The sequence below is a fragment of the Pseudoduganella guangdongensis genome (genome assembly GCF_009857475.1).
GTDB lineage: Bacteria > Pseudomonadota > Gammaproteobacteria > Burkholderiales > Burkholderiaceae_D > Rugamonas > Rugamonas guangdongensis.
The window spans coordinates 1-22,124 of sequence record NZ_WWCJ01000018.1 but is presented as its reverse complement, the minus strand read 5'-3'; the positions used below and the strand labels follow the sequence as shown (position 1 = coordinate 22,124).

General features: G+C 53.9%; 15 protein-coding genes. 7 read left to right on the top strand and 8 right to left on the bottom strand.

The window, feature by feature from the left end; genetic code table 11:
• Positions 1–34 precede the first annotated feature (34 nt).
• From GTP41_RS28165 to GTP41_RS20755, 6 genes are all read right to left on the bottom strand, one after another.
• Positions 35–367, bottom strand: coding sequence for a ubiquitination-like system serine protease family protein (locus GTP41_RS28165; RefSeq protein ID WP_260115412.1), 333 nt, complete (start codon positions 365–367; stop codon positions 35–37).
• Positions 364–1,761: a ThiF family adenylyltransferase gene (locus GTP41_RS20775; protein ID WP_161027498.1), complete on the bottom strand. Its 1,398-nt coding sequence runs from the start codon at positions 1,759–1,761 to the stop codon at positions 364–366. The genes GTP41_RS28165 and GTP41_RS20775 overlap by 4 nt, the downstream gene beginning before the upstream one ends.
• Positions 1,761–2,867 (bottom strand): multiubiquitin domain-containing protein, encoded by a 1,107-nt coding sequence (locus GTP41_RS20770; protein ID WP_161027497.1) that lies wholly within the window; start codon positions 2,865–2,867, stop codon positions 1,761–1,763. Before GTP41_RS20770 ends, GTP41_RS20775 begins: the two co-directional genes overlap by 1 nt.
• Before the next feature lie 89 nt (positions 2,868–2,956).
• Positions 2,957–6,232, bottom strand: coding sequence for a UvrD-helicase domain-containing protein (locus GTP41_RS20765; protein WP_161027496.1), 3,276 nt, complete (start codon positions 6,230–6,232; stop codon positions 2,957–2,959).
• A 40-nt stretch (positions 6,233–6,272) separates the two neighbouring features.
• The gene (locus GTP41_RS20760) at positions 6,273–6,893 is read right to left on the bottom strand and encodes a hypothetical protein (protein ID WP_161027495.1); all 621 of its coding nucleotides are present in this window, start codon (positions 6,891–6,893) and stop codon (positions 6,273–6,275) included.
• A gap of 1 nt (position 6,894) precedes the next feature.
• Entirely contained in the window at positions 6,895–7,674 is a 780-nt protein-coding gene (locus tag GTP41_RS20755) for an RNA polymerase sigma factor (protein WP_161027494.1), read from the bottom strand.
• Between the two features lie 780 nt (positions 7,675–8,454).
• Here GTP41_RS20755 and GTP41_RS20750 point away from each other — a divergent pair.
• From GTP41_RS20750 to GTP41_RS20740, 3 genes are read left to right on the top strand one after another with little or no spacing between them, the layout of a single operon-like run.
• Positions 8,455–9,477, top strand: coding sequence for a trypsin-like serine peptidase (locus GTP41_RS20750; protein WP_161027493.1), 1,023 nt, complete (start codon positions 8,455–8,457; stop codon positions 9,475–9,477).
• Positions 9,468–11,276, top strand: a complete 1,809-nt coding sequence (locus tag GTP41_RS20745; protein ID WP_161027492.1) for a trypsin-like serine peptidase — start codon at positions 9,468–9,470, stop codon at positions 11,274–11,276. Before GTP41_RS20750 ends, GTP41_RS20745 begins: the two co-directional genes overlap by 10 nt.
• The gene (locus GTP41_RS20740; protein ID WP_161027491.1) at positions 11,276–14,296 is read left to right on the top strand and encodes an ATP-binding protein; all 3,021 of its coding nucleotides are present in this window, start codon (positions 11,276–11,278) and stop codon (positions 14,294–14,296) included. Before GTP41_RS20745 ends, GTP41_RS20740 begins: the two co-directional genes overlap by 1 nt.
• Before the next feature lie 144 nt (positions 14,297–14,440).
• Here GTP41_RS20740 and GTP41_RS20735 read toward each other — a convergent pair whose 3' ends face one another.
• Complete coding sequence (locus GTP41_RS20735) at positions 14,441–16,111, bottom strand: prenyltransferase/squalene oxidase repeat-containing protein (protein WP_161027490.1); 1,671 nt, start codon at positions 16,109–16,111, stop codon at positions 14,441–14,443.
• A 189-nt stretch (positions 16,112–16,300) separates the two neighbouring features.
• On the opposite strand from GTP41_RS20735, the gene GTP41_RS20730 reads away from it, so the two are divergent.
• The 4 genes from GTP41_RS20730 to GTP41_RS20715 all read left to right on the top strand — a co-directional run bounded on the left by GTP41_RS20730 (position 16,301) and on the right by GTP41_RS20715 (position 20,114).
• Positions 16,301–16,702 (top strand): magnesium chelatase subunit ChlI family protein, encoded by a 402-nt coding sequence (locus tag GTP41_RS20730; protein ID WP_161027489.1) that lies wholly within the window; start codon positions 16,301–16,303, stop codon positions 16,700–16,702.
• Positions 16,703–16,857: 155 nt separating this feature from the next.
• Entirely contained in the window at positions 16,858–19,152 is a 2,295-nt protein-coding gene (locus GTP41_RS20725) for an outer membrane beta-barrel family protein (RefSeq protein WP_161027488.1), read from the top strand.
• Positions 19,153–19,181: 29 nt separating this feature from the next.
• The gene (locus GTP41_RS20720; RefSeq protein ID WP_161027487.1) at positions 19,182–19,694 is read left to right on the top strand and encodes a hypothetical protein; all 513 of its coding nucleotides are present in this window, start codon (positions 19,182–19,184) and stop codon (positions 19,692–19,694) included.
• A 69-nt stretch (positions 19,695–19,763) separates the two neighbouring features.
• The gene (locus GTP41_RS20715) at positions 19,764–20,114 is read left to right on the top strand and encodes a DUF1840 domain-containing protein (RefSeq protein ID WP_161027486.1); all 351 of its coding nucleotides are present in this window, start codon (positions 19,764–19,766) and stop codon (positions 20,112–20,114) included.
• On the opposite strand, the gene GTP41_RS20710 is transcribed toward GTP41_RS20715, so the two are convergent.
• On the bottom strand, positions 20,111–21,874 hold the full coding sequence (locus tag GTP41_RS20710; protein ID WP_161027485.1) for a DUF885 domain-containing protein: 1,764 nt from the start codon (positions 21,872–21,874) through the stop codon (positions 20,111–20,113). The two genes, GTP41_RS20715 and GTP41_RS20710, sit on opposite strands and share 4 nt — an antisense overlap.
• Between the last annotated feature and the right edge of the window lie 250 nt (positions 21,875–22,124).

Below are 22,124 nucleotides of genomic sequence, written 5' to 3'. Positions count from 1 at the left end.
GCGGCCAACACCAACGCATGCCACCAACCGTACATCAACTACACCAATGCACTCGACCTTTGCTTATCCAGAAGTGAGCTTTGCAACCGGAAGAACGCCACACAGAGGGAACAATCGAAGGTCGATACTGACGGTCAATCGTTATGTCCCAGCGAGGTTTTGCTTCTGCCACAAGTAAAAGCTCGATAGTATCGCCACACCCGCAAGGACAACGCATTCCCACGCACCAGTTTTCCCCGGCCTCACGCGCTAGCACCAGATCGCGACGAGGTAGGAAAAGAGGAAGACTATCGCCTTCTACGATTCGAAGACGCCGAGTCGGACCAAAGCGATCCCACACCTTTCGACACCACAAACGCACGCTCATACGTCAGCCCTTCCTCTGGGCACCTTCAGTTCAGGCAGCCCCAGCAGCGGCTCCGCAGCCCCTCTGGCAAATGACATGGAGGGCCCAGACGCGAAGCTATCTTCAGAACGAAACTCGTTCTCACGATCTCCGACACTAAAAGCGAACCGTGCATATTTCCGATTGGGCTCCCCAAAGGGGTACGCCCGATTAATGAATTCCAAAACACACGTGGCTGCTGCTTTCATGTTCAATGAAATTACCGCAGGAGCTTCTTCATTTGCACCGTGCATGTACCCTGCATTTACGCGATCGCGATGCTCCGCAGGGGCTGCATTCTTCAAATACTCAGCCTCCAGACTGGCAGGAGTATAGACGCCTCGATCGCACAGCGATGCTCCGCCTGGCTTCACATAGTCAATCCTTGCGTATGCATCTACAATAGCGATGCCATCATCTGTTCGCCTGACGGGAATCACAACGCCGACGTCGAACACTGGAATCAAGAACGCGCTACACATGAGGTCCGCGATGAAACGCGCCTCAACGGTATCGGTGCAGCAAAAGATCACGTCTCCCTGGCTGGCAGCAAGAACTGCCGCCCTCGTGCGAATACTGGCTGGAACTGCTTGTGCGACGTCGTCGCCCCGATGACGTGCGATAGCGGCCGCGAACATTTCAACCTTCGACGCATTGGTATGTGCATCCTGAAAACTCGCGTTAATAATCCTGTTCAAGTTACGAGACTGCACATGATCCGGATCAATCAATACGACCTTTCCGAACCCAAGCCTCGCCACTTGCTCCGCAACCGGTGAGCCGGTGCCAGATACACCGATAACTATTGCAGTGAGACGCTTAAGTTCGCTGGTCATTTCGCTGGTAAAAGCGACCGGTCGTACATGCGGCCTTTGCGCAGCACCGTCATCCCACCAGTACTGCAAATCGTCACCAGCAACAGAGACCAAATCAACAGCTCGCCGTTTCATGTCGTTCGTGTACAAACGAGCCCGGACGGTCCCATCAGGCACCATGATGGCGGTTCCGTGCAAATCACCCAGTGCATGAAACAGAGCTGGAATAACGGCCTTGTCACTCTGGTCATCGACCGGAGAAAATGCCAGCATGCCGCCGGGGTGCGAATGCATCAGAATAATAGCTAGGCCCTCCATCTCGGCGATATCAATCGCTTTCTCAACATACTCGCCGGGCCAACTAATTTCATCTGACCGACGCAGCGTACAAGCTTCGTTAGGAACGAGCAGCACGTGCTTAACAAGCAGCCGGCAACGAGGGCGAGGCGTACGTGAGCACAGGATGATCGCAGCCGATTCACGGCCGTCACCGCAGAACAGATGACGCTGCAGCTGAACGTGCGTCTTCTGCGGTATCGTCAGAGTAATGGCGGGCGACATTACTCGACCTCCTTCTGCAACGCCGACTCGACGAGGGCAAGGTGCGTGACTACATTATCGACTCCGATTTTCCATTCAGAGCCGGGGCTTGGGCCGCGGTGACGCGACCATCCGTGGAATTCGATACCCTGAATCGTCGCGCGTACCTGAGTGGCTAGGATTTCCCGACCATCAGACAGTGCGAGAGGTGGATAGACATAAAACATATCAATCTGGGCGCCTGGGTAGGTTGGCGGAATTTCCAAAGCCAGGCGGGTAGAACCTGACGTATAGCCATAGGGGACATCGTAAGAATCAATGATGAGCCATCGGCGGCCGCTGTCCAGAACGGTCTCCCAACGAGCCGAAAGGCTATCCAGGTGGTCCTCATCCACGTCGAGTAGAGCGAAGTCACGGCGCTCGGCAGGGCCCGCTTCACCGTTAATTACCTCTTTAGGAGTAAGGCGCAATTTCTCGATACCTGGCTCACGCAAATCAACGATAGTATCGAGGTCGACCTGCTTCTTCGGCTTGTCAACGACCTTGAGGAAAATCTGCCAACCTTGCGTGACATCGAATTTCGCCGTGATTAGTGCGTCGCGAACGCTAATCGTTGGCGATTCGCTGTTGATCACCACACCTTGGACATTGAGTTGCCAGGATGCTGGACGGCTTACGAAGCGCTCAACACCGGCGCTGTCGAGATCGACCAAGTCTGTCACTTCGAGCAATTTGTCCGGAGCAGAAGTGAGCTCTTGGTAGAGCGCCAGATGGCTAGGCACATTACCCAATTTGCGCAGCTGTGCACCCGAGATCAAGCGCACTGGCCAGCTAAGGCGGGCACCGTCGACAAAACAGTTATAGCTTCGATCGCTATTAACCAAGATGAATTTGCGAGAAGAGTCCTGGAGATTTACGACTTCGTCCGGGCGGACATCTTCCAGCTGACCATCTGGCAGCATTTCCAAAATGACGATGTCGTCGGTGTTGCGGAGTCCGGCGGCAAGTGCCAGTTGGCGGCCTGTCGGCGTACCGTCAGCAAGCTGGACGGTAGTGAATTCGATAGTAGCGCCGGCTACTTCAACGGCATAGCGAGGTACTTTGTTCAGGGGTTCGAAGTTTTGCATTTTAAGCTTTCAACGGATCAGCAACATGTGACCCTCACTTCCTTAATCGGGCCATCAAAGCAAATGCGGAAAGCTTTTTTGAAATCACATCACGTCATCAGGGACGGGCACACATACGCGTACGCGCAACGCTTGCAAGGGTAGTCACTGGCAGAGACGCCGTACTCTTTGTTCAGCATTCCAATAGTGCGTGTGTTTAGCGCTGACCTTGCGTAGACGCCAACAGGATGAATTTGAAGTAGGTTGTCGCGACTCAAATCAAACATATGTATTTCGACGATACGTGCCAGATCTGTCGAAGTACAGCTCATCATCTGCCCGACAATTTTCCTCAATTTATCAAGTTCAATGGCTGACGATGGATAGAAGCCGACAGTGTGTAAGCGATGCCCGCCGGGCGCCGGCGTTACCACTCCCCATGGGAGCTCGATCGTCATGCCGTTTATGTCAGCAGACGCCACCAAATGCGCCCCATTCACCGCAGCTAAAACAGACGCCCCTCGCTCACATGCGTTCCAAGCCTGCTCCCATAATTGGATATCTAACTGCGGTTCTGGTAAGCGCGCTCTTATCCATTCGGTGTAAAAGACGGTAATCGCATTACGAAAATCGCCGGCCCGCGCCATGATATCCAGAGCTTTGATCACTGTCGCGCGCGCCTGAAGGGCAGCGTTAGGCGCAACCTCTCTTCCCAACTGCATGATGAAACGATACATATACTGCCGAGGACATCTATCGTATGTCCTAAATTCGTCAAAGCTGACATGCGCGCGTCCAACCTGCTGCGGACGCTGGTTTGAGCCCTGGACGGGCGGCTTTGGAAGCGAAGCCAGCGCATGTAGAGTAAGAGCGCCTTCATCTATTGCATGCTGCAAAGCATCAGCACGTTTAAATGGGTAGGGGAACTCATCGGAGCTTTCAAAAATTCTCAGTTGCTGCTTCGCACGTGATACGGCTACATAAAGCAAGTTGTGGCATTCGATATCAGACTCTTCCTGATAATCTCGTGGGCTGCTGTTAATCGCCTCTGGTGGCAGGAGCGGAGAAGGCTCATTCCCGCCTGCAAAGTCTGCGCCGTGCACACCGCAGAGATGTACGGTCTGAAACTCAAGCCCCTTGCTGGCATGGACAGTCATTACGCGCACACCGTCCAAAGCATTTGCTTCAGGGGGAAGCTGTCGATCAACATACGAATCATTGATTTGCTGCCGCAATCTCAATCTATTGAGGAAACGATGTAGTGTCCACCGCTTACGTAGTCCATCACTAATCCTGCTCATATAGGCAAACTGCCACACCGCCAGCCGCTTCAAATGACCGTCTAAAGAAAGATCATCAACATCGGGCAACAAGAAGCGCTGTTCTAAAATGAGCTCACAAATGAAATCCCACGGAGACATCGACCAAGTAAATTTCCCGATTCGCCTCCTTAGGTCTAGTTGACTAAGCTCTCCATTTTTTGATGCCCCTGGAATTGCATGTTTCAACCACCCCATACGCTGCAAGTCCGGATTCGATGTAAGAGTTTCAAATACTTTTTGTACGTCCGATAAGCTCATTGGTGGCGAGGTAAACAAGCCGACTCGAAGTAATGCGCGCGGCTGACGTTCAACCACCAACTGAACTACCGCGAGTATGTCTTTGATCTCATCGCGCTCGGCAATATCGCCTATGTACACTGTGGGTATACCAGCAGACTGCAATGCTTCTGCCGCGGCGGCAACGCATCCTCCTTTACGAGCGAGAACTGCTTGGTCTTTGTAAGCCACGCCGGCTCGATGAAGACTTTCGATTCCCTGTATCAGCCCGTTCCACATCTCGGCTCTGGAACTAGCACATCCCATAGAAGGAACGGCTCCGGTCTTCCCTAAAACTCCAGTTACCTTTGGAAGAGCGAGACGCGCTTGCAAAGGATGATGTGTTCCAACTGATCGCGTTAAAGCGATGATCTCATCGCTGCTACGCCGATTCTGCGTGAGGACGTATAACTTGGCGTCAGCGAACCGGTCCGAGAAGCCTAAAAGAGCATTGAGTGATGACCCTCTCCAGTGATAGATGGCTTGTCGGATATCTCCAACCACCCACAGTGCCTTCGCGTTTAGCGACAAGCCTTCAATGAGAGAAAGCATCGCTGTCGTCATATCCTGGAACTCATCAACAAGGATATGTTCGTAGTGATCCGCAATGTCAACAAACTTGCTGCGGTCTGTTGCGATTGCTATTGCTGGAAGAGCCACCAGGTCAACAAAGTCGACCAACTTAGCTTCCTTCAAAACCCCACCATAGACATTCGCGACAGTTGCCACGTCACGATAGATAGCTTCTTGGGAGTCCTCACAGACCTTAAGCGCTGACTCCAAATAGTCCTGAACACTGACCAACTCTTCTTTGATCCGTCGCGCCGCCTCGGCCACCTTCGGCAACCATTCATAAGGGTCATCCGTTCGTCGGTAATGCTCAAGTGTAGAGCCGGCGAGCGCATTAGCGGTCAGCGTAATAGCGGTAATCTTGTCCGCCACTGTCACGTCCTGAGGCAACTGAAAGTGCTGATAGTACTTCCGAAGAAACTCTAAGCCAAAGGCATGAAATGTCCCAGCCCAGATCTCTGATGCCCCTTTCACCCCACTGCGCTGAAGACGCTCAACCAATTCGGCTGCAGCCTTATTGGTAAAGGTCAGAACGAGAATTTTCTTGGGAGGCACGCCGTCAACTTCAATGAGCTTCTTCACTCGATGAACAAGAGTAGTTGTCTTGCCGGTACCAGGGCCTGCAACGACATTGACGTGCTTTTCGCTCGCATTGATCGCCGAAACCTGGTCCGGCGTCGGTTGCGGCATATCCTGCGGCGGCGGAGGGACGTACTCTGGTAACAAGATAGCGTCCAACAATTGCTGTCTAGCGACCTCTAAAGGAACACCTAAAACCTTGGCAATCTTCTTGGGGCCCCATCCTTGCGCAAATAATGCTTTTGCTACCGTTCTAGGAAGAAGCAGTTCACGTCCAAAAGTATTTTTCTGGAGCTCATCCCGTTCACGAGCGCCATACGAATCAACCACAGCCGTTGATTGTGAGGTTGGCTTAACACCGGATGCAAGAACGTGATTGGTCGTCTCGTCCGAGATGTCATCTAGCCGGAGATGACCCAACTCATGTGCAATCAAGTATGCCTGATCATCCCAGCTGAGATCTCTTCGATAATAGATAAATTTGCTTTTCCGACGAAGAGTTGCATTTCCTCCCTTTAGAACCGAGCTGGTGGACGCAACCGCTTTTACCCCAATATCGAGAACACTTTCGACGTTGGCAAAGAGGGATTTTGAATCGATTGCCGTAAACGCAGCGTCCCCCACCAACTCTTGTCGCAAGAGTGAGGCCTCATGTCTCGCACGGAAAAAAGCATTCAATCTATTCTATCTTTCGCTCTAAACCCAAAAGGTAATTTGTGTCTTCTTGATCTAATTCAGCAGCTCGAACCGCGACTTCCCAATCAATTGGTTCTTGCTCCAATTTAGGCTTGCCATCTGACTTGAATGCTTGCGCAGGCCGACGAGAAAAATTTAGTGCAAAAGCTTGTACCAAGGAAGCAATCTCTAATCCCAGATTGCTAGCAAGCCTCTTAACCAAGACAAACGGAGCTTTAGTTTCCCCACTAATTATTTGATCTAAGATCTCCACATGCTCACGAAGCCCAATATCCCGAGCTATGACTCGAGACTTAGGTCCTACAATCTTCGACAATTTTGCTTGAGCCTCGCTCGCTGAACTTTCTACAGTCCCAAGCATATCAAAGATATGCTCACTCAACTCATCAAATAAATCTTGATCAAGAGGTTCATCATAAGCCTCCGACTGAAGATGAACATTTCGTTCAAACAGAATAGAGAAGTCGACAATTTCCGATGCGTAGTCTGGATTGTTCATCACAAGAGCCTTCCAATCACTATTCGTAGGGTGTGGATTCTCAAGCAAGAGTGCCTCGATCAAAGCCGTGGCTTCACGACTTACTTTCACATTCATGTTGTCCATCTCACACCCCCTTGCGCAACAGAACCAGAGCCTTGTTCAGATACGTCCGAACCGACCTGGTGGAACACTTCATAAGCTTGCCTGCTTCATCCTGAGTCATTTCCAACTCGAAGCAGTAGTACGCGGCATCCCTAAGTTTTTTCGGCAACTTAAGCACATCGAGCTCCAAACGCTGCAGCAACTCCTTCAGCTCGACCTGGTCTTGGACCGGCATAGCATCATCATCCGGCACCATGTCCACCAATGACATGGAGTCGCCATTCTCATCAACGGGCGCTGCCAGCGCTTCCGCTGCAGGAGCCGAGTTCTTTTGCCGTAATTGTGATTTTAACCAGTCCAAGATGCGGGATTCGAGGAATGGCAAAAAGCGCACCTCTGCGAAGGAAACCAAGGCGCGCGTAGCCATAAGTTTCACCCAGAGGTCGGAGACCAGCTCCTTTTTCGATTCGCTGCTCCGCTCGATTACCGTTGACCACTGCGGGTTCCTACGCAGGTACCAAATGGTCACCTTCACGATTCGCTCGTGCAGGGTCAACGCAACAGACTGCTGAACTTTAGGATTGCCGAACTTTAGCCGGGTCAGGGTGACCAAGACTTCAGAAGGTATGAACCCCGAAGAAGAGTGTGCCTTGATCGCGAGGGCGTCGAGCAAGTCTGGCTCGCGCATTGCCATCACCCCAGCCAACACGCTCTCCATCTCCGGAGGGCGATCATAATTGGTACTACTCACATGCTCGGATTCATTGTCGCCGAGCTCGTCATCGGTGGTGTTCTGGTCCATTTGCATTCCTTGGGTTGGCGCATTGGTGCTTCTTTCTAACCTAATCGAGGCTTCTCGCCAGAACCGGAAAACTTTTTTCAAAAGTTCATGGTGGAACAGAGCATCTGGGGCGGAATAATCAAAATTGCAAGCCCAAGGGGACCTTTTCTTTCTTTTTTAACATTTCAGACCACCGAATTTAACACATGCTCTGCTTGATGCAATGTGGAAAATTCTTATCTGCGTTCTTTCGCACCTTTGCACCTCCAGAAAGGCGCCAGCAGCCAGCGGTCGATGATAGATGCACGGATGAGGAGAGCCTAAATGAACCGCGATGCAACCCGCAAAAGGATATTGCGATCGCCATCGAACAAGTACTGCAGGGCTACCAGCCGGCGTCATGAACTCTGGGGGGCGATTGGCCGACTTGCCACTACATGGGTTTCTGCTATCTCACTTTCGATTAAGCGGTGTTCGCGCAGTTTTAGCGGGAGGCGGAAAATTGAGCGAGCAAGCGCCAAGCAAACCGACACATTATCTTCATTTCTTAATCCCCGCCAACAAATGCGCTGCTCTCGAGTCGAGGTAAAATTAACGCGCATTCCCACGTATCCACTTTATGGCAACAATAAATTACAATTAAAACTCTAGCCGAACGAAATGACTCATTTTATGAATGTGGACGATTACGAGCTTACTCTTGCGATAGTTTTAACCCAAGACGCATTGGAATCAAATAACAACGTATTGACCGCAGACCAAGCTAGGCGATATCTCCGACACGGAGGGACCAATCAACAAATGCAGCGTCTCGAAACCCTGCTCAAATTACAGCCCGAGATATCGTCGTCGTCATTTCAAAAATTGGTGAATGCTGCTCAAGAGGCCTTGTCCTGCGCCGCTAATAACCAGAAGCTTTCTGAGGCCGGCAAGTTCGGGCTTGAAGCCTTGGTTCGTTTGAACGGACGGCCCGCAGTAGCGACGAAAAACGGCAATGTTGATTTAGAGGATCCCTTGCTCGCCAGCTGGAAGGAACGACTCACGCCTTTCGCGCTAGACGGAACTTTAGCGAAACGCATCCGAAGCGTTGGGCGAATCGATCGGGCAGGAAAGCATGCTGGCACGGGCTTTGTGGTTGGATCCGACCTAATCCTTACTAATCGACACGTTCTTCAAGCAGTTGCCTCTCCAATGTCGAGCAATGGCCCCCCCGATCGCTTCGAACTCGATGATCTCGACATTTCGATCGATTTTTCGGACTGCCCCGATGACTCCAATGGATCTGATCGTTTTCGGGTTGTCGAAGTAGTTGGTACTGGCTCAGATCCGATACCGGTCGTAGCAAATCATCGACTGCTAGATGCCGCGCTATTGCGAGTCGAACCACATCTGAGCTCTCAATCACTGCCTGCCCCTATAGGTCTATTAAAAGCGCCAAGTGAAAGCGCAAAGAATCGATCAATCGCACTTGTCGGGTATCCAGGCAGACCAAAGCAGCCGATGTTGGGAGGAAAGCCGGACCTCGAGATGATTGAAATATTGAGCAAACTTTATCCACAATATGGCCGACGCTATTTCTCGCCAGGTACAGTTATGTCCGCTGCCAGCGGCATCCCCGGGACCGAAAATTTCTGGACATTTAATCATGACGCCACCTCGCTTCCAGGCAACTCGGGATCCAGCGTAATTGCATTGAGCGGGGATGCACGAGCAATTGGGCTTCACTATGCCGGAACAGCGAGGCACGCAAATTATGCACACGCTACGGCCCAGCTTGCTAACTCGGTTGACTTCCTGAAGACGGGGGGCGTGGTATGGGCGTAGGTTCGGACGCGGTTCAGGGGAAACCCAACTATCAATATATCTCCAGTCTAATCACGATAAGTCACGCACAGTTCACCGAGATCTATGATCGGTTAGCGGAAAGCCATGATAGTGATCCTCTTTTAGTGGTAAATGCGCTTTTCCACCCGCCCGCAGACCACAATCAGCGCTACCACTATGCACTGGAAGCTGCCCACAATGCAGGCTGGTTAAATAAACTTGTTCGGCTCTTGGCACGTACCGATGCATTTCGGGAAGAGGCAATCAGCCCGAAGTCATCAAGCGCGATACAGCTAGAGGCAATGATCAACCCCCAAGCTGGATTCTTGGACGCTGGACTACATATGCCGAGTTTAGTGCGCGCAATGCATCGAGTTTGCATGATCCGGATTGCTCCCGACGACACCATTGGTACCGGCTTCTTAATCGGCCCTCAAGTGGTACTGACCGCATGGCATGTGATCAAAAATTTAGTGGAGGATGCTAATCCCACCAGAGCAAAAGCCGACACTGCAGAACGATTGGAGATTGTTTTCGACTACACCGAGAACAACCCTGGAACCGTCGTCCGCGCACACGAAAATTGGCTTTTGGGAGCCAGCCCAGCCCATGAACTCGAGTTGAAGCAAGCAGTTACGTTCGACCCCGATGTAACCATAGACGGCTTCGAATCCAATCTTGATTTTGCGATGATTTTCTTGGCTCGCCCAGTTGGGATCGAACGAGGTTTTTACCCTCTAGATCGAAACAGATTTGCAGAATTGCCATGCCAGCTCACTCTATATCAGCATCCTGGCTCGACAAAATTGAAGTTCGCAAGTGGCACAGCCACCGAATACTGGCCAAAGTCGATCAGAGCTCGACTCTTACATGGGGCAAACACAACCCAAGGTTCTTCTGGAGGACTCGTACTCGATGCTTCAGGCGAAGTAGTTGCCTTGCATCAAAGCGGTGGTTGGAACAAAATGAGAAATTCCATCGTAAACGGCGCAGTACCGACATCGCTGATCGCCGAGCGCGGCGTGAATGTTAGCGTGACAGATGGCCTAGAACCGATCTGTTTGCTCCCCAACTCAAATCATCCAGTCTTTGGACGGGAACATTTCCAAGAACTGGTGATTATGGCGATCACTGGCAGTAGTCGCATTATCGCCGTTCAAGGCGAGCAACAAGCAGGACGTAGTTTCAGCGTTGAGATTCTTCGCGCCCACCTGAGCGCCGGTGAACATGCAGTCGTGCACGTATCCGCCCGTGATTTTCCACAAGAGGCTAAGTCCGCTGCCATATTTCTGCTGCATAAATGCGGAGCTTCCTCCGAAAGTTTCGCTGCATTGCCTTCGGCCGAGGAGTCGCATACTTCGAATGCAGCGTGGTTAAAAGATGAGCTATTTCCTGTATTTTTGGAGCTGTTGGTTACTACCGCAATTCCAAGAATCATGTGGATAATCATCGACGATCTTGATGAGCCGCTTCCCGAGACAACATCAACGCAGCTATTAGCTCTGCTGTTGCACTCAGTTCATCAGGTTTCAAATCTGCGAATCATACTTCTTGGACGAGCCCTGCTACCTGGATTACCGGTAGAGACTCGATTTGATCAATTATCGTTAGTCACCAAAATTGATGTTGAAAACACAATCAAGAGGCATCTGGTCTCATCTCAGCACAAAGCGAAATTAGACCCCAAAACTGTGGCCGAAATTCTTTGCCCCCACCATCCAAGAACGCCCCCATTGAGGACACTCGCTAAGGACTATACCGATCGCGTTTGTTCAATCATCGCGCGTGGAGGTCACTAATGGCGAAAGCGCCTAGCATCGAAAACGCAACTGCCGATCAAGTTCGCTTGGCCTTGGAGAAAGCGGCATTCCGGGACACATTTATTCCCGACGAAATCCTAGAAATTTCTAGAAGCGATCACTCGTGGACAAATGCAATTCGCCGGCTTGCGGAATTCTGTGTGGAGGTTGAAACGCCTTATGGGCTGAGATGGTCTCTTCAACCTGACGCTCGCGCAAATACATTGCGCTCCTTGAGTACTTCGCGTCTTCGCACACTTGCGATTGATGCCGAAAACTCTCGCGATGACAGTTTAGGCTGCTGGTTGGCCACAGTGATCCTGGACAAAGACGTTAATTTAGATACTCTGCCGCCCACTTCCATACAGTTGTTACGCAAAGCAGCTCTATATGTTGAATCTAGCGCGTTGGCATCAACTCTGCATGCAATAAATCGTCGTATCGAACGCCTGGATGCGGATGCTTCTGTGCAGTTAGCCCGCTCCGGGAAGGTGTTTGGCCGCCACTGGCAGTTGCGTCGCTTGAGGGGCTTCGTGGAACAGAAAGGTAGTTCACTCCGTCCAGTGAAGTCTTTTGAAGTAACGGGTCCCGGTGGAAGCGGAAAGTCTGCTTTGTTAGCAGAGTTTGTATGGAAAATGCGCGGGAAATCATGGGACGGTAGCCCGGTAGTTTGGATTGACTTTGATCGCAAAGAGATGGCATCTGCCAATCCGCTCGTATTGACAATGGAGCTGAGCAGGCAAATCGGAATAGCGAAGCCAGAGTGGGCTGACTCCATGAATACCTTCCGGCGCCTTGCATCCGAAAGTTCGGTGGGCAAGTCTTCAGAGAGAGCATTAGATTTTCATAGCTCATCGATCGAGTTAAAAGTCCTAAGTTCACTTTGGAGGCGATGCATAGATGGCATCCAACTACGTTCGCCTATCATTCTCATTCTTGACACCTTTGAAGAAATCGCGATTCAAACCGACGAAGTTGCCAGACGACTTGACCGCTGGCTATTGGCGCTTGTTAGCGAGTTCGAACTGGACGATCTGCGTGTCGTAAAGTCTGGGCGAACCATGCCTCGGCACGATCAGGGTTCCGATTTCGAGTCGGTCCAGGCTATGGCGATCGGAGATCTGCCGAAAAGCGATGCAAGAAGATTGTTACAAAATCTAATTGAGCGCGAGCAGCGGCATGGTCGCGCTTCAATACCTTACGATTTGCTATTGGAACGATATGGAAGGAATCCATTAGTTCTGAAATTGCTCGCAGGCTGGATAAACCAGGATCCTCACTTTGCGTTGTCGGATCTAACGTCAAGCGATACAAGCACGAGAATTCCAAACGCGATCGTACAAGGTGTGCTCTATCGGCGAATCCTTGGACGAATGCGCACAGATGAAAATGTGAAAAAACTTGCGTCTCCAGGATTGATCTTACGTCGAGTTACTCCATCAATTATTCAACATGTTCTTGCAGAGCCTTGTGGCCTTGGAGTTGTGAGCTCAAGGCTGGCTAGACAAATGTTCGAAACCTTAGGGTCTCAAGTTTGGCTTGTACATCGCGAACCGAAAAGCGGTGCATTAGTACATCGAAAAGATTTGCGGCAACTTATGTTAAGTTTGTTAACTGAGGATGGTTCGAAAACTGCCGATATTCATGCTAGGGCGATTAGATACTACGATAGTGGAATAGATGGTGACCTTCCAGAGCGCCAGCGTGAGTTGGAAGTTCGCTATCATCAATTGATGTTAGGCGAGTTGGGTACATTGGAACCAGGTGAGGCCAAAGCCCTACTTCAGTCCATCGGTACGGATATTACTTGTGCGCCGGCTGCCGCTGTCGCGAGGCTAAAGGCTCAGGCCGATTATCGACTAACATCCGATGAGCTCACGCAACTGGATCCAGACTTGCGCGTAATATATGAGCGCCGAACCGCTTCGCGACTCTCCAGGGAAAGTCGCGCTATCCCCTTGGCTGAAGCCATCAAAGTAACGAATCTCAGCGGACTAATTTATACGCAGCCGATTGAGTACAACGTCGTGTTGGATCTCTTTACACAAGCGAGGTTTTCCGAAATCTCGGCTATCGCGGATAGACTCTTCGAACGCGCGTTCAAGGAACGTATAGGAGGTATCAGAGTCCTCGAGGGCAGGAACCTGACGGAATCGTCATTGTGGAAAGCCGCATTGTCGGCGCTCGTAACAGGCAGCGCAAGCTCACTTAAGTCATCAATCTTAATGAACATGGCAACCTATCGCCACGAAGCAAATCTTTACGAGAGATTTAATGTTGAAGGTGAGGCGAAGTTAACATTCAAAGACGGCATTGAAACAATTCTCAACCTACTGTCTCCCGAGCCCATTGAGTTTAGTTGGACTGGGCCGACAAAGTCTTTTTTGTCTCGCATCAAAACGATCGACGAATACCGGCAAGCACAGTTGTGTCCAAACATTCACAAACATTTTTTCAAAGAAGGAAACGAACTCCGCGCTGGCTTAGTTCGGTTCTTGACCCATGAAACACTGAGATATCTTGAGTTGACAGAAGAGATTCAACGTTCAAAGAATATTCGGAGGTTGCCGATTTTGGCACAATCGGAAGGCATGTTTGAAAGCGGTACTTTTGACCTAGGATTCGTGCAAGAATTGGTCGAACAACCAATTGTCTTAACTGAATATGATGCTTCTGCCGGGACTCGACAGGCACTGTTTGCGAGCGGAATGATGAGTGACCTCTACCCCGCAATTTGCCCAGCCTTGGAGATCATAAACCCTGACGTTGTTTGTAAGTTCGTAGAATCGCTCCCCCATGGACGACGTAAGTTATGGCCAATTGAATTACAGGCCCATCGACTTCGGCCAGCGTTGGTTAGGGATCGAGTTGGCTGGACTGCAGCTTTGGTTGAATGTGCTGATCGACATGGATTGCTCTTAAAACTATTGCGCTACTGTCAGAACGATAATCGACAGGCACTGTCATCTGTATGCAACCTGGTTCAAGCCGTCGAAAAACAAATCGCATCAAGACATTAAGCATGGGCGTCAAAAGAAGTGGGGCGACTCAAAAGTTCGCCCCAACTTCGAATGAAAAGAGAAAAGCTCAAGTAACCAGGGAGGACTTCACCTCATCTAACAGTCAGTGTCAGATCAAGTTTGAGCCAATCATACGCATCCTGATCAAACTAACAAGCTATAGCCCAGGGCATTCACATCAAATTTCCCTACGAACGCAAAGACACGCTCAACAAAGATTGACAACTGGCCTGCTTCAACACGCCCCATCCGGTGTATCACTTCGTCACGCTTCGCAGCCATTTCCGCAAGCTGAGTCCTGAAGGGAAGGGATGCGGCATGTCCAATCCAATTGCTATTTCTTGCCAACACTTCGAACGCAGACAGTGCTTCGCGGAAGCCAATTGTCTCTCCTTTTTGCGTTCGAATCTCTACGTCGTTCTTCAGCAGGAAACCATAAAGGACATACTCGAGGCCATGGTATATCGATGCCAGGGCAAGAACTTGGTCGCTGACAGAGTCATTCATGCTCAACGCATGCCCCCGCAGAATGAGCCCCCGCCCGAGAATGGTTGCCTCGCTCATGTCGACTTGGCGTTGTTCTCGCCGTTGAAAATACTCAACAATCAGAGCTGTCAGATACTCCTCCCCCATGCCACGATAGTCCTCCCACAGTCCAGCTGGGGATTGAGCAGAAAGGAGGGCCGCTTCCGCCTCAATTACTGCGGGATGGTCTAGCGGAATGCCTTCCATTCGACACGCATCAAGAATGGCTACCGTTACAATGAGATTGATCTCGTTGGTCGCCCCCATTTCTTTTACTGGTCCCCATGCGCCCTGTTCAGTCCGGTGCGAAAGCAACCAGTTCAGACCACGCTCACGGTTTTCGCGCCAATGTGAATGGTCGTTGAGCATTGATAGGCAAGCCGTCGCAAACGCTGTCGTGGCGATACACGGCTTACCCTCCTCAAACACCGAAGGCCAGCTGCCATCCATACTCTGCCAGGTCAACGCTATCCTCAATGCTTCTCGAACCATCATTTCGATACGAGCCCGCATTTTAAATGAGGACATTGCAAGCCATGAACGGTGCAGTAAAGGGCGTAGGTCACACTTTGCGGCTGAATAATTTGCCGGAGCGTACGCGGCGTCGACCGCAAGTCTAAGCTCCTCCTCCACTCGATCTACTTCCGATTCCAGGAAGCTCTTTGAGTCCTTTAGTACATTGCGTTCCGCGTAGCGAATTTGCGCAAGTGCCCATTCCTCCTCCCAATATCGAGGGCCGGTATATGCATGGCCAGCGATCAGGTCGGCGCGCAATCGCCCTTTGAGCGGGCCTAAGTTCCGCGGCCTTTCTCCGTCAGCCAACAAGACCCACTCTGGAAAAATTTCGTATTCACCCGCTGGATCGCATTGCTCAAGTTCAGAAATAATCGCACCACGAGCTTTTTCGATCGATGGTGGGATCGCCTTCAGAGCATTCTCAACCGCCCCCCACTCCTTCGAATATAACGCACGAAGCGCCTGCTTGTTTGCGCTCGGTTTCCCATTCCTTCCGCCCCGGCTCGATACCCTTCCAAGCGAGAGATAGGCATTCTTAATTTCAGTCGCATTCTTCGAGACTAAGGGTTTCCAAACCTCCCAGTCGAATCCCGCAGCCCGAATGATGTCCTCAACACTATCGATATACGCCTGCCGTGCATGCTTCCAAGTCGCTGCGTCAGCGCGTGCGCTTGCGCCCAAAATGAGCTCGTGAGTGCCGGATATGCGATTCTTAATCTCAATGATTGCGGAACGGGCGATCAACAATTGTTGGTGCTTCGCTGCGTCGTACACATTCTCTCCAGTTGGATTACACACTTTTCCAAGTCAAATGAGACCTCATTATGCATGAGCTGGGATGCGCCCGTTTTATGGCAGCGCCATGTTCCGCTTAACTGTGAAGATTAGGTTCCCTTTCGCATTACGCACAAATTCGGTAACTCATTGAAAATAAGGAAGCTCTCCGTTGGTACATCTTTGGCGATGTCCAACCAGAGCCGGGTTTCCGGCCCGCTGCTGGACCGCATCGACATGCACATCGAAGTCGGCCCGGTACCGCCCGACGTGCTGCAAGCCGACGCCAGCGGCGAACTGTCCGGCATCATTGCCGTCCGCGTCGCCGCTGCTTTCGAGCGCCAAGTCGAGCGCCAGGGCAAAGCCAACCAGCTGCTCACCCCACGCGAAATCGACCGCTACTGCCGCCCTGATGCCGCCGGCCAGGAAGTCCTGCGCGCCGCCATGCGCAAAATGCTCTGGTCCGCCCGCTCCTACCACCGCGTGCTGCGCGTCGCACGCACCGTGGCCGACCTGGAAGGCCAGAAGCAGGTCGGCGCACGCCACGTGTCGCAAGCCATCCAGCTGCGCCGGGCGCTGCGCGAGCTCTAGATCTTTCGGCGCTGCTTGGCAAAGGTCACAGTTACGATGAGTAACTCGGCAGGCGCAAGCTTTACGCCGCCAGGTTTTCACCTCAAAGTTTCAAATGTAATTTCAAGTAAATCAATGACTTCTGGGCCGTTTCTTTCGCTAGAATGGCGGCCATCATGACAACTTTATACCGTTATTCGCGCTATAGCGCCGGCCCGCTCTTGCTCCTCCTGTGCTGCGGCAGCGCAGTCGCCCAGGTCCAAACAGCCCAGCCTACCCAGCCAGCCAAGGCAGACGCCAAGCCAGCAACGGTAAACAAAGAAGAACCAGCGACCGTCCCAAGCGTGACGGTCGCTGCCGAACGTCCCACCAACCGCATCGACCGCCAGGTCTATGACGTGAAGACCGATGCCGCCGCCAGCAATGGCTCGGCTGCCGATGCGCTGAACAATGTCCCCTCCGTCAACGTCGATCCGGACGGCTCGCTGACCCTGCGCGGCAGCAGCAATGTGCAAGTCTATGTGGATGGCAAACCGTCCGCCATGCTGCAGGGCGAGAACCGCGGCCCGGCGCTGCAGTCGATCCCGGCGGAAGACCTGGAGTCGGTGGAGGTGATCAACAACCCCGGCGCGCAATTCGGCAATGAAGGCGGCGGTGGTCCGATCATCAACCTGGTCATGCGCCGTTCGCGCAAGCCGGGCGGCTTCGGCGTGGCCAACGCCAACTACGGCACGGCGGGCCGCTACAACAGCGCGCTGAACGGCACCTACAACGAAGGCCTGTGGGGCTTCCAGGGTGGCATCAACGTGCGCCACGACGGCCGCAACTCCAGCGGCGAAACAGTGCGCGACCGTATCGACCCGCGCACCGGCGCCCTGTCGCACGCGATCCAGAAATCGCAATCGAACGGCCTGAATGACAATGTGGGCCTGAACGGCGGCGTCACCTACAACCTGGGCGCGAACGATACCCTCGGTGCGCAACTGAACTACTCGCAGCGCAGCAACGATGCGCGCTCGAGCGACGACTACCTGTCGACCGAGGCCGATGGCACCGTGACCGACAACTACCAGCGCAGCACCGTGCGCGAAGGCGAAAGCAAGAACTTCTCGTGGGGCGCGCGCTGGGACCACAAAGGCGACGCTCCGGGCGAAACCTTCAAGATGGACCTGCGCGTGTCCTCCGCTACCAATGACGCCGACAGCGCTTACCGCAACAACTACATCGTGCGCCCGGCGACCGGCGGCGTGATGGACAGCGCGCAGAAGAGCCGCAGCAAGAACGGCATCATCGACTTTACCGGCGACTATGAGGCGCCGCTGTTCGGCGGCGTTACCAAGTTCGGCTACAAGGTGGTCCAGAACCGCAACGAATCGGATATCGACTACACCAATATCGACCCGATCACGCAAGCCGGTTCGCCCAACGCCCTGCGCAGCAACGCCTTCGATATGAAGGAAACCATTTTCGCAGCCTACGGTTCCTACCAGATGCGCCTGACCGAGGAATGGGGCCTGCAGGCCGGCCTGCGCGCCGAGCACACCGAGATGGACATCGACCAGCTCACCAGCCAGGTCAGCGCAGGCAACAGCTATACCAACCTGGTGCCAAGCTTCTTCGCCACCTACAAGGTGAGCGAGGACGCGCAGATGCGCTTCGCCTACGCGCACCGCCTGCGCCGCCCTAACGCGCAAGACCTGAACCCGTTCGTGGTGTACCGCGATGAATTCAACGTCTCCTCCGGCAATCCCAAGCTCAAGCCGGCCAAGACCGATTCGCTGGAGCTGGGCTACGAAACCCGCCTGTTCGGTCTGGAGACCAACCTGCGCGCCTTCCTGCGCGACGAGAGCGACTCCATCCTCGAGCGCAAGTACTTCATCAGCGACACGGTGCTGCTGACCACGCGCGAGAATGCCGGCAGCACACGTTCCGGCGGCCTGGAGTTCACCCTGAGCGGCAAGGTGCTGCCGTCGCTGACCATGAACCTGAGCGGCAACCTGGCGCGCAGCGAGCAGTCGGTGCTGGAGATGAACGGCGAGCAGACCAAGCGCACCGCCTCTTCGCTGAGCGGCCGCTTCCGCGTGAACTGGCAAGCCACCAGCACCGACATGCTGCAAGCCGCCATCCAGGCGCAGGGCAAGATGCTGACCGGCCAGGGCTACCGCGAGCCGAACACCACGCTGAACCTGACCTGGCGCCACGCCCTCACGCCGCAACTGGCCTTCATGGTGAATGCGACCGACGTCTTCAACAGCAACAAGATGACCAACATCACCGATACCTACGCCCTGCGCGAGCGTTCGGAGCGCCAATTCGACGGCCGCATCATCTATGTCGGCCTGTCCTACCGCTTCGGCGGCGCCACCGGCACGCCGCGTGAGGGCGGTCCGGATGGCATGCGCGGCCCTGGCATGCGCGGCCCCGGCATGGGTCCGCCACCCGGTGGCGGCATGGGTCCGGGCGGCGGTTAAGCCCGGTCCAAAGTGCTACCATGCGGGGTATGACGAAACATACCCTGCATAAAACCTGCGCCGTGCTTGCCACGGCGTTTGCGCTGGCTGCCTGCAGCCCCAAATTCGACTGGCGCGACTTCCGCAGTACCGATGCGCCCTACGCCATCATGATGCCGGGCAAGGCGGCCACCCACACCCGCACCGTCAACCTCGACGGCCAGGAAGTGAAGATGACCATGTCGGCATCGGAAGTGGACGGCACCATGTTCGCCGTCGGTACTGCTGAGCTACCCGATGCGGCCAAGGCGGCCCTGGCGGTGCAGGCCATGCGCCTGGCCATGGTGCGCAACATCAACGGCACCATCACTAAAGAGAGCACCAAGAACGGCGCCTTCGAAGTGGAGGCGCGCGGCACCGCTGCCAACGGCACGCCGCTGGCCATGCACGGGCGCTTCCTGTCCAGAGATAAGCGCGTGTATCAAGTCGTCATGCTGGGCAACCAGAAACATTTTGATGCGGATACGGTTGATACATTCTTGAGTTCGTTTAAATTGTATTAAGTAGCACGATGCGCGCGGCCGCACTCGTGCTATCGTAAGAACACATCAACAAACTACGGGAAGCGCGCCATGTTGATCAAATTTAACTCCATATCGTCGCCGGAAGTCATGATGGCTCACGAGCATGTTGAACGCATCATGGATCTGCTAAAGAAGAGTTCCACGCGGGGCGTCATCACTGCGGCGGAAGCTTCCCAGGCGCTGCAACTGCTTGAGAAAGAAGTTGCGCTGAGCAAACTGCATCCGGAAGTTGATTCCCAGCATGCAGCCCACCACCCGACCCATGCTTTACCGGATGACGATGGCGAGAGCGATTTCGCCGAGACGCAGAAGGTCGGCTTCGCGCAGCGTGCCTTCCCCCTGCTGGAGATGCTGCGTGCCGCCCAGACGGGCGGGCACGACATAGTGTGGGGCGTTTAGCGCTGGCTTGGCACGAACTCTTCCATCACCGCCTTGCGCAGCAGCGCGGGCGGCAGCATGCCTTGCGCCAGTACGAAATCGTTGAAGGCTTTGCGGTTGAACTTCTGGCGCAGCGCCACCTCCGCCGCCTGGCGCGTTTCCATCAGACGCTGGTAGCCGTAGAAGTATGAGGTCGCCTGGCCTGGCGCGCGGAAGGTGTAGCGCTGCATTTCTTGCGTCGCCATCCCTTCGGACAGGCCAACTTCGTCCATCAGGAACGATTTCACGCCTTCCGGGGTGATTTCACCCAAGTTCACCATTGGATCCAGGAAGGCGCGGGCGGCGCGCTGCATGCGAGCCTGCAGGGCGAACAGCTGGCCATCGAGCGGTTCGTACGGCTGCATTTCCGCTTCCGCATACAGGGCCCAGCCTTCCACGTTCACGCTGTTGAAGGCAAATACGCCGCGAGCAGTGGACACGCCCATTTCTATCATTTTGGCGAACTGCAGCTCGTGGCCGGGACGGGCTTCATGCGCGGTCAGGGTCCAGCTGCCGGCCTGATGTGTGAAGTCGTCGAAGACCAGCTTCTTGCCGCTGGCGTCAGGCGGCATGCCGGTGGTCAGCACAAACTCGCCATACTCGCCGGTATTGCCGATCAGGCGCGGCGGGCTCATATGCGGCGCCGGCTGTTGGGCGTTTTCCGCTTCAGTCGCCAGGCGGATCACGGCCTTGCGGTCCGGCAGCGTGACAATGCCTTGCTGGCGCACCGCCGCTTCGATCTGCTGCAGGCGTTCGCCGTACAGTGGCATCACCTGGTCGACCGGGATTTGCTGCTTCTTCAGCTCTTTCATCACGGCGCGATAGTCGGCGTTCGGCAGGTTGCGCTCTTTTGCAATCAGGCTGGCGGTGATCGTCATCTGGTTGCGGATTTCGGCAAACGAGGTCAAGGCCTTGGCCATCAGCTCTTTCGGCGCGATATCCACGCCGTATTGGCGCAGGTTGTCGGCGTAGACGTCCGCCGGCAGGCGGTGGTCGGTGCGCGCCTTCGGCAGGATCTCGCTCTTGATCTTGGCGTTATAGGCGGTCAGTTGCTTCTCGATGGCCGCATATGCCGGTTCCCAGCCTTTCAGCTCGCTCTTGGTGAGCAGGTCTTTCATGCCTTTGATCATGGCCGGCGCCGCATTCAGCGCCTGCTCGACTTCGCCCTTGTAGGGACCGAGCAGGTTCTTGTCGGCTTTCTGGCGTTCAACATAGCGCTCGTAGGCCAGCTCGGTGATCGGTCGGTAGCCTTTGGTGATGCCAGCGTATTTTTCCAGGCGCACCAGCAGGGTCTTCTGGCGCTCCTTCGGGATGCGCGGGTCCAGGGTCAGGCGCATCACGCCGAACATCAGCTGGGTTACGTCCATGAACGGCAGCAGGTGCTTGCGATTGACGGCGGCGGAGCGCAGTTGGTCTTCCGCAGTGTTGATCAGGATCTCGAGGTCTTGTTTGACCTTGGCGTCGGTCTCGGCTTTGAGGCGTTTGCGCAGCTCGGCGATTACGGCGCGCGTGTCTTTGTTGATGGCGTCGAACTGGTCACGCGACATGTCGGTGATTTGTTCGTCGTAGCCGTCCACACCCAGGCTGCTGGCGTTTTCCGGGCCGTATTTGGCCTGGACTTTCAGCAGCAGCTTGGCGTTTTCGTTGCTTTTGGTGACCCAGGCGGGTTCGGTTGCGGCGGAGGCTTGGAAGGACACTAGCGCCAGGGTGATTGCGCCAGCCAGGAGTTTTTTGTAAGGCATCGGATTCCTTTTGTGTGTAATTAAAAGAAACTGCGAGCCGTATCATAATCCGAAACCCGGTAAACCGGTGTCTGACCCAAGGGTCAGACACCGTCAATTGCCGTGAGATTGTTCTGGGTTTGGAAAGCGAAAAAGCCCACCGGCGCATGCCTGGTGGGCTTTCTCTAATAAGAGCCTGACGATAACCTACTTTCACACTGGTTGCAGCACTATCATCGGCGCAAAGTCGTTTCACGGTCCTGTTCGGGAT

What these genes read in the sequence shown, in the direction of transcription:
- GTP41_RS20755 (WP_161027494.1), bottom strand. Translation starts at nt 7,674, where the DNA reads ATGGACCAGAACACCACCGATGACGAGCTCGGCGACAATGAATCCGAG.
- GTP41_RS20715 (WP_161027486.1), top strand. Translation starts at nt 19,764, where the DNA reads ATGTTGATCAAATTTAACTCCATATCGTCGCCGGAAGTCATGATGGCT.
- GTP41_RS20775 (WP_161027498.1), bottom strand. Translation starts at nt 1,761, where the DNA reads ATGTCGCCCGCCATTACTCTGACGATACCGCAGAAGACGCACGTTCAG.
- GTP41_RS28165 (WP_260115412.1), bottom strand. Translation starts at nt 367, where the DNA reads ATGAGCGTGCGTTTGTGGTGTCGAAAGGTGTGGGATCGCTTTGGTCCG.
- GTP41_RS20725 (WP_161027488.1), top strand. Translation starts at nt 16,858, where the DNA reads ATGACAACTTTATACCGTTATTCGCGCTATAGCGCCGGCCCGCTCTTG.
- GTP41_RS20770 (WP_161027497.1), bottom strand. Translation starts at nt 2,867, where the DNA reads ATGCAAAACTTCGAACCCCTGAACAAAGTACCTCGCTATGCCGTTGAA.
- GTP41_RS20760 (WP_161027495.1), bottom strand. Translation starts at nt 6,893, where the DNA reads ATGGACAACATGAATGTGAAAGTAAGTCGTGAAGCCACGGCTTTGATC.
- GTP41_RS20720 (WP_161027487.1), top strand. Translation starts at nt 19,182, where the DNA reads ATGACGAAACATACCCTGCATAAAACCTGCGCCGTGCTTGCCACGGCG.
- GTP41_RS20730 (WP_161027489.1), top strand. Translation starts at nt 16,301, where the DNA reads ATGTCCAACCAGAGCCGGGTTTCCGGCCCGCTGCTGGACCGCATCGAC.
- GTP41_RS20740 (WP_161027491.1), top strand. Translation starts at nt 11,276, where the DNA reads ATGGCGAAAGCGCCTAGCATCGAAAACGCAACTGCCGATCAAGTTCGC.
- GTP41_RS20745 (WP_161027492.1), top strand. Translation starts at nt 9,468, where the DNA reads ATGGGCGTAGGTTCGGACGCGGTTCAGGGGAAACCCAACTATCAATAT.
- GTP41_RS20750 (WP_161027493.1), top strand. Translation starts at nt 8,455, where the DNA reads ATGCAGCGTCTCGAAACCCTGCTCAAATTACAGCCCGAGATATCGTCG.
- GTP41_RS20710 (WP_161027485.1), bottom strand. Translation starts at nt 21,874, where the DNA reads ATGCCTTACAAAAAACTCCTGGCTGGCGCAATCACCCTGGCGCTAGTG.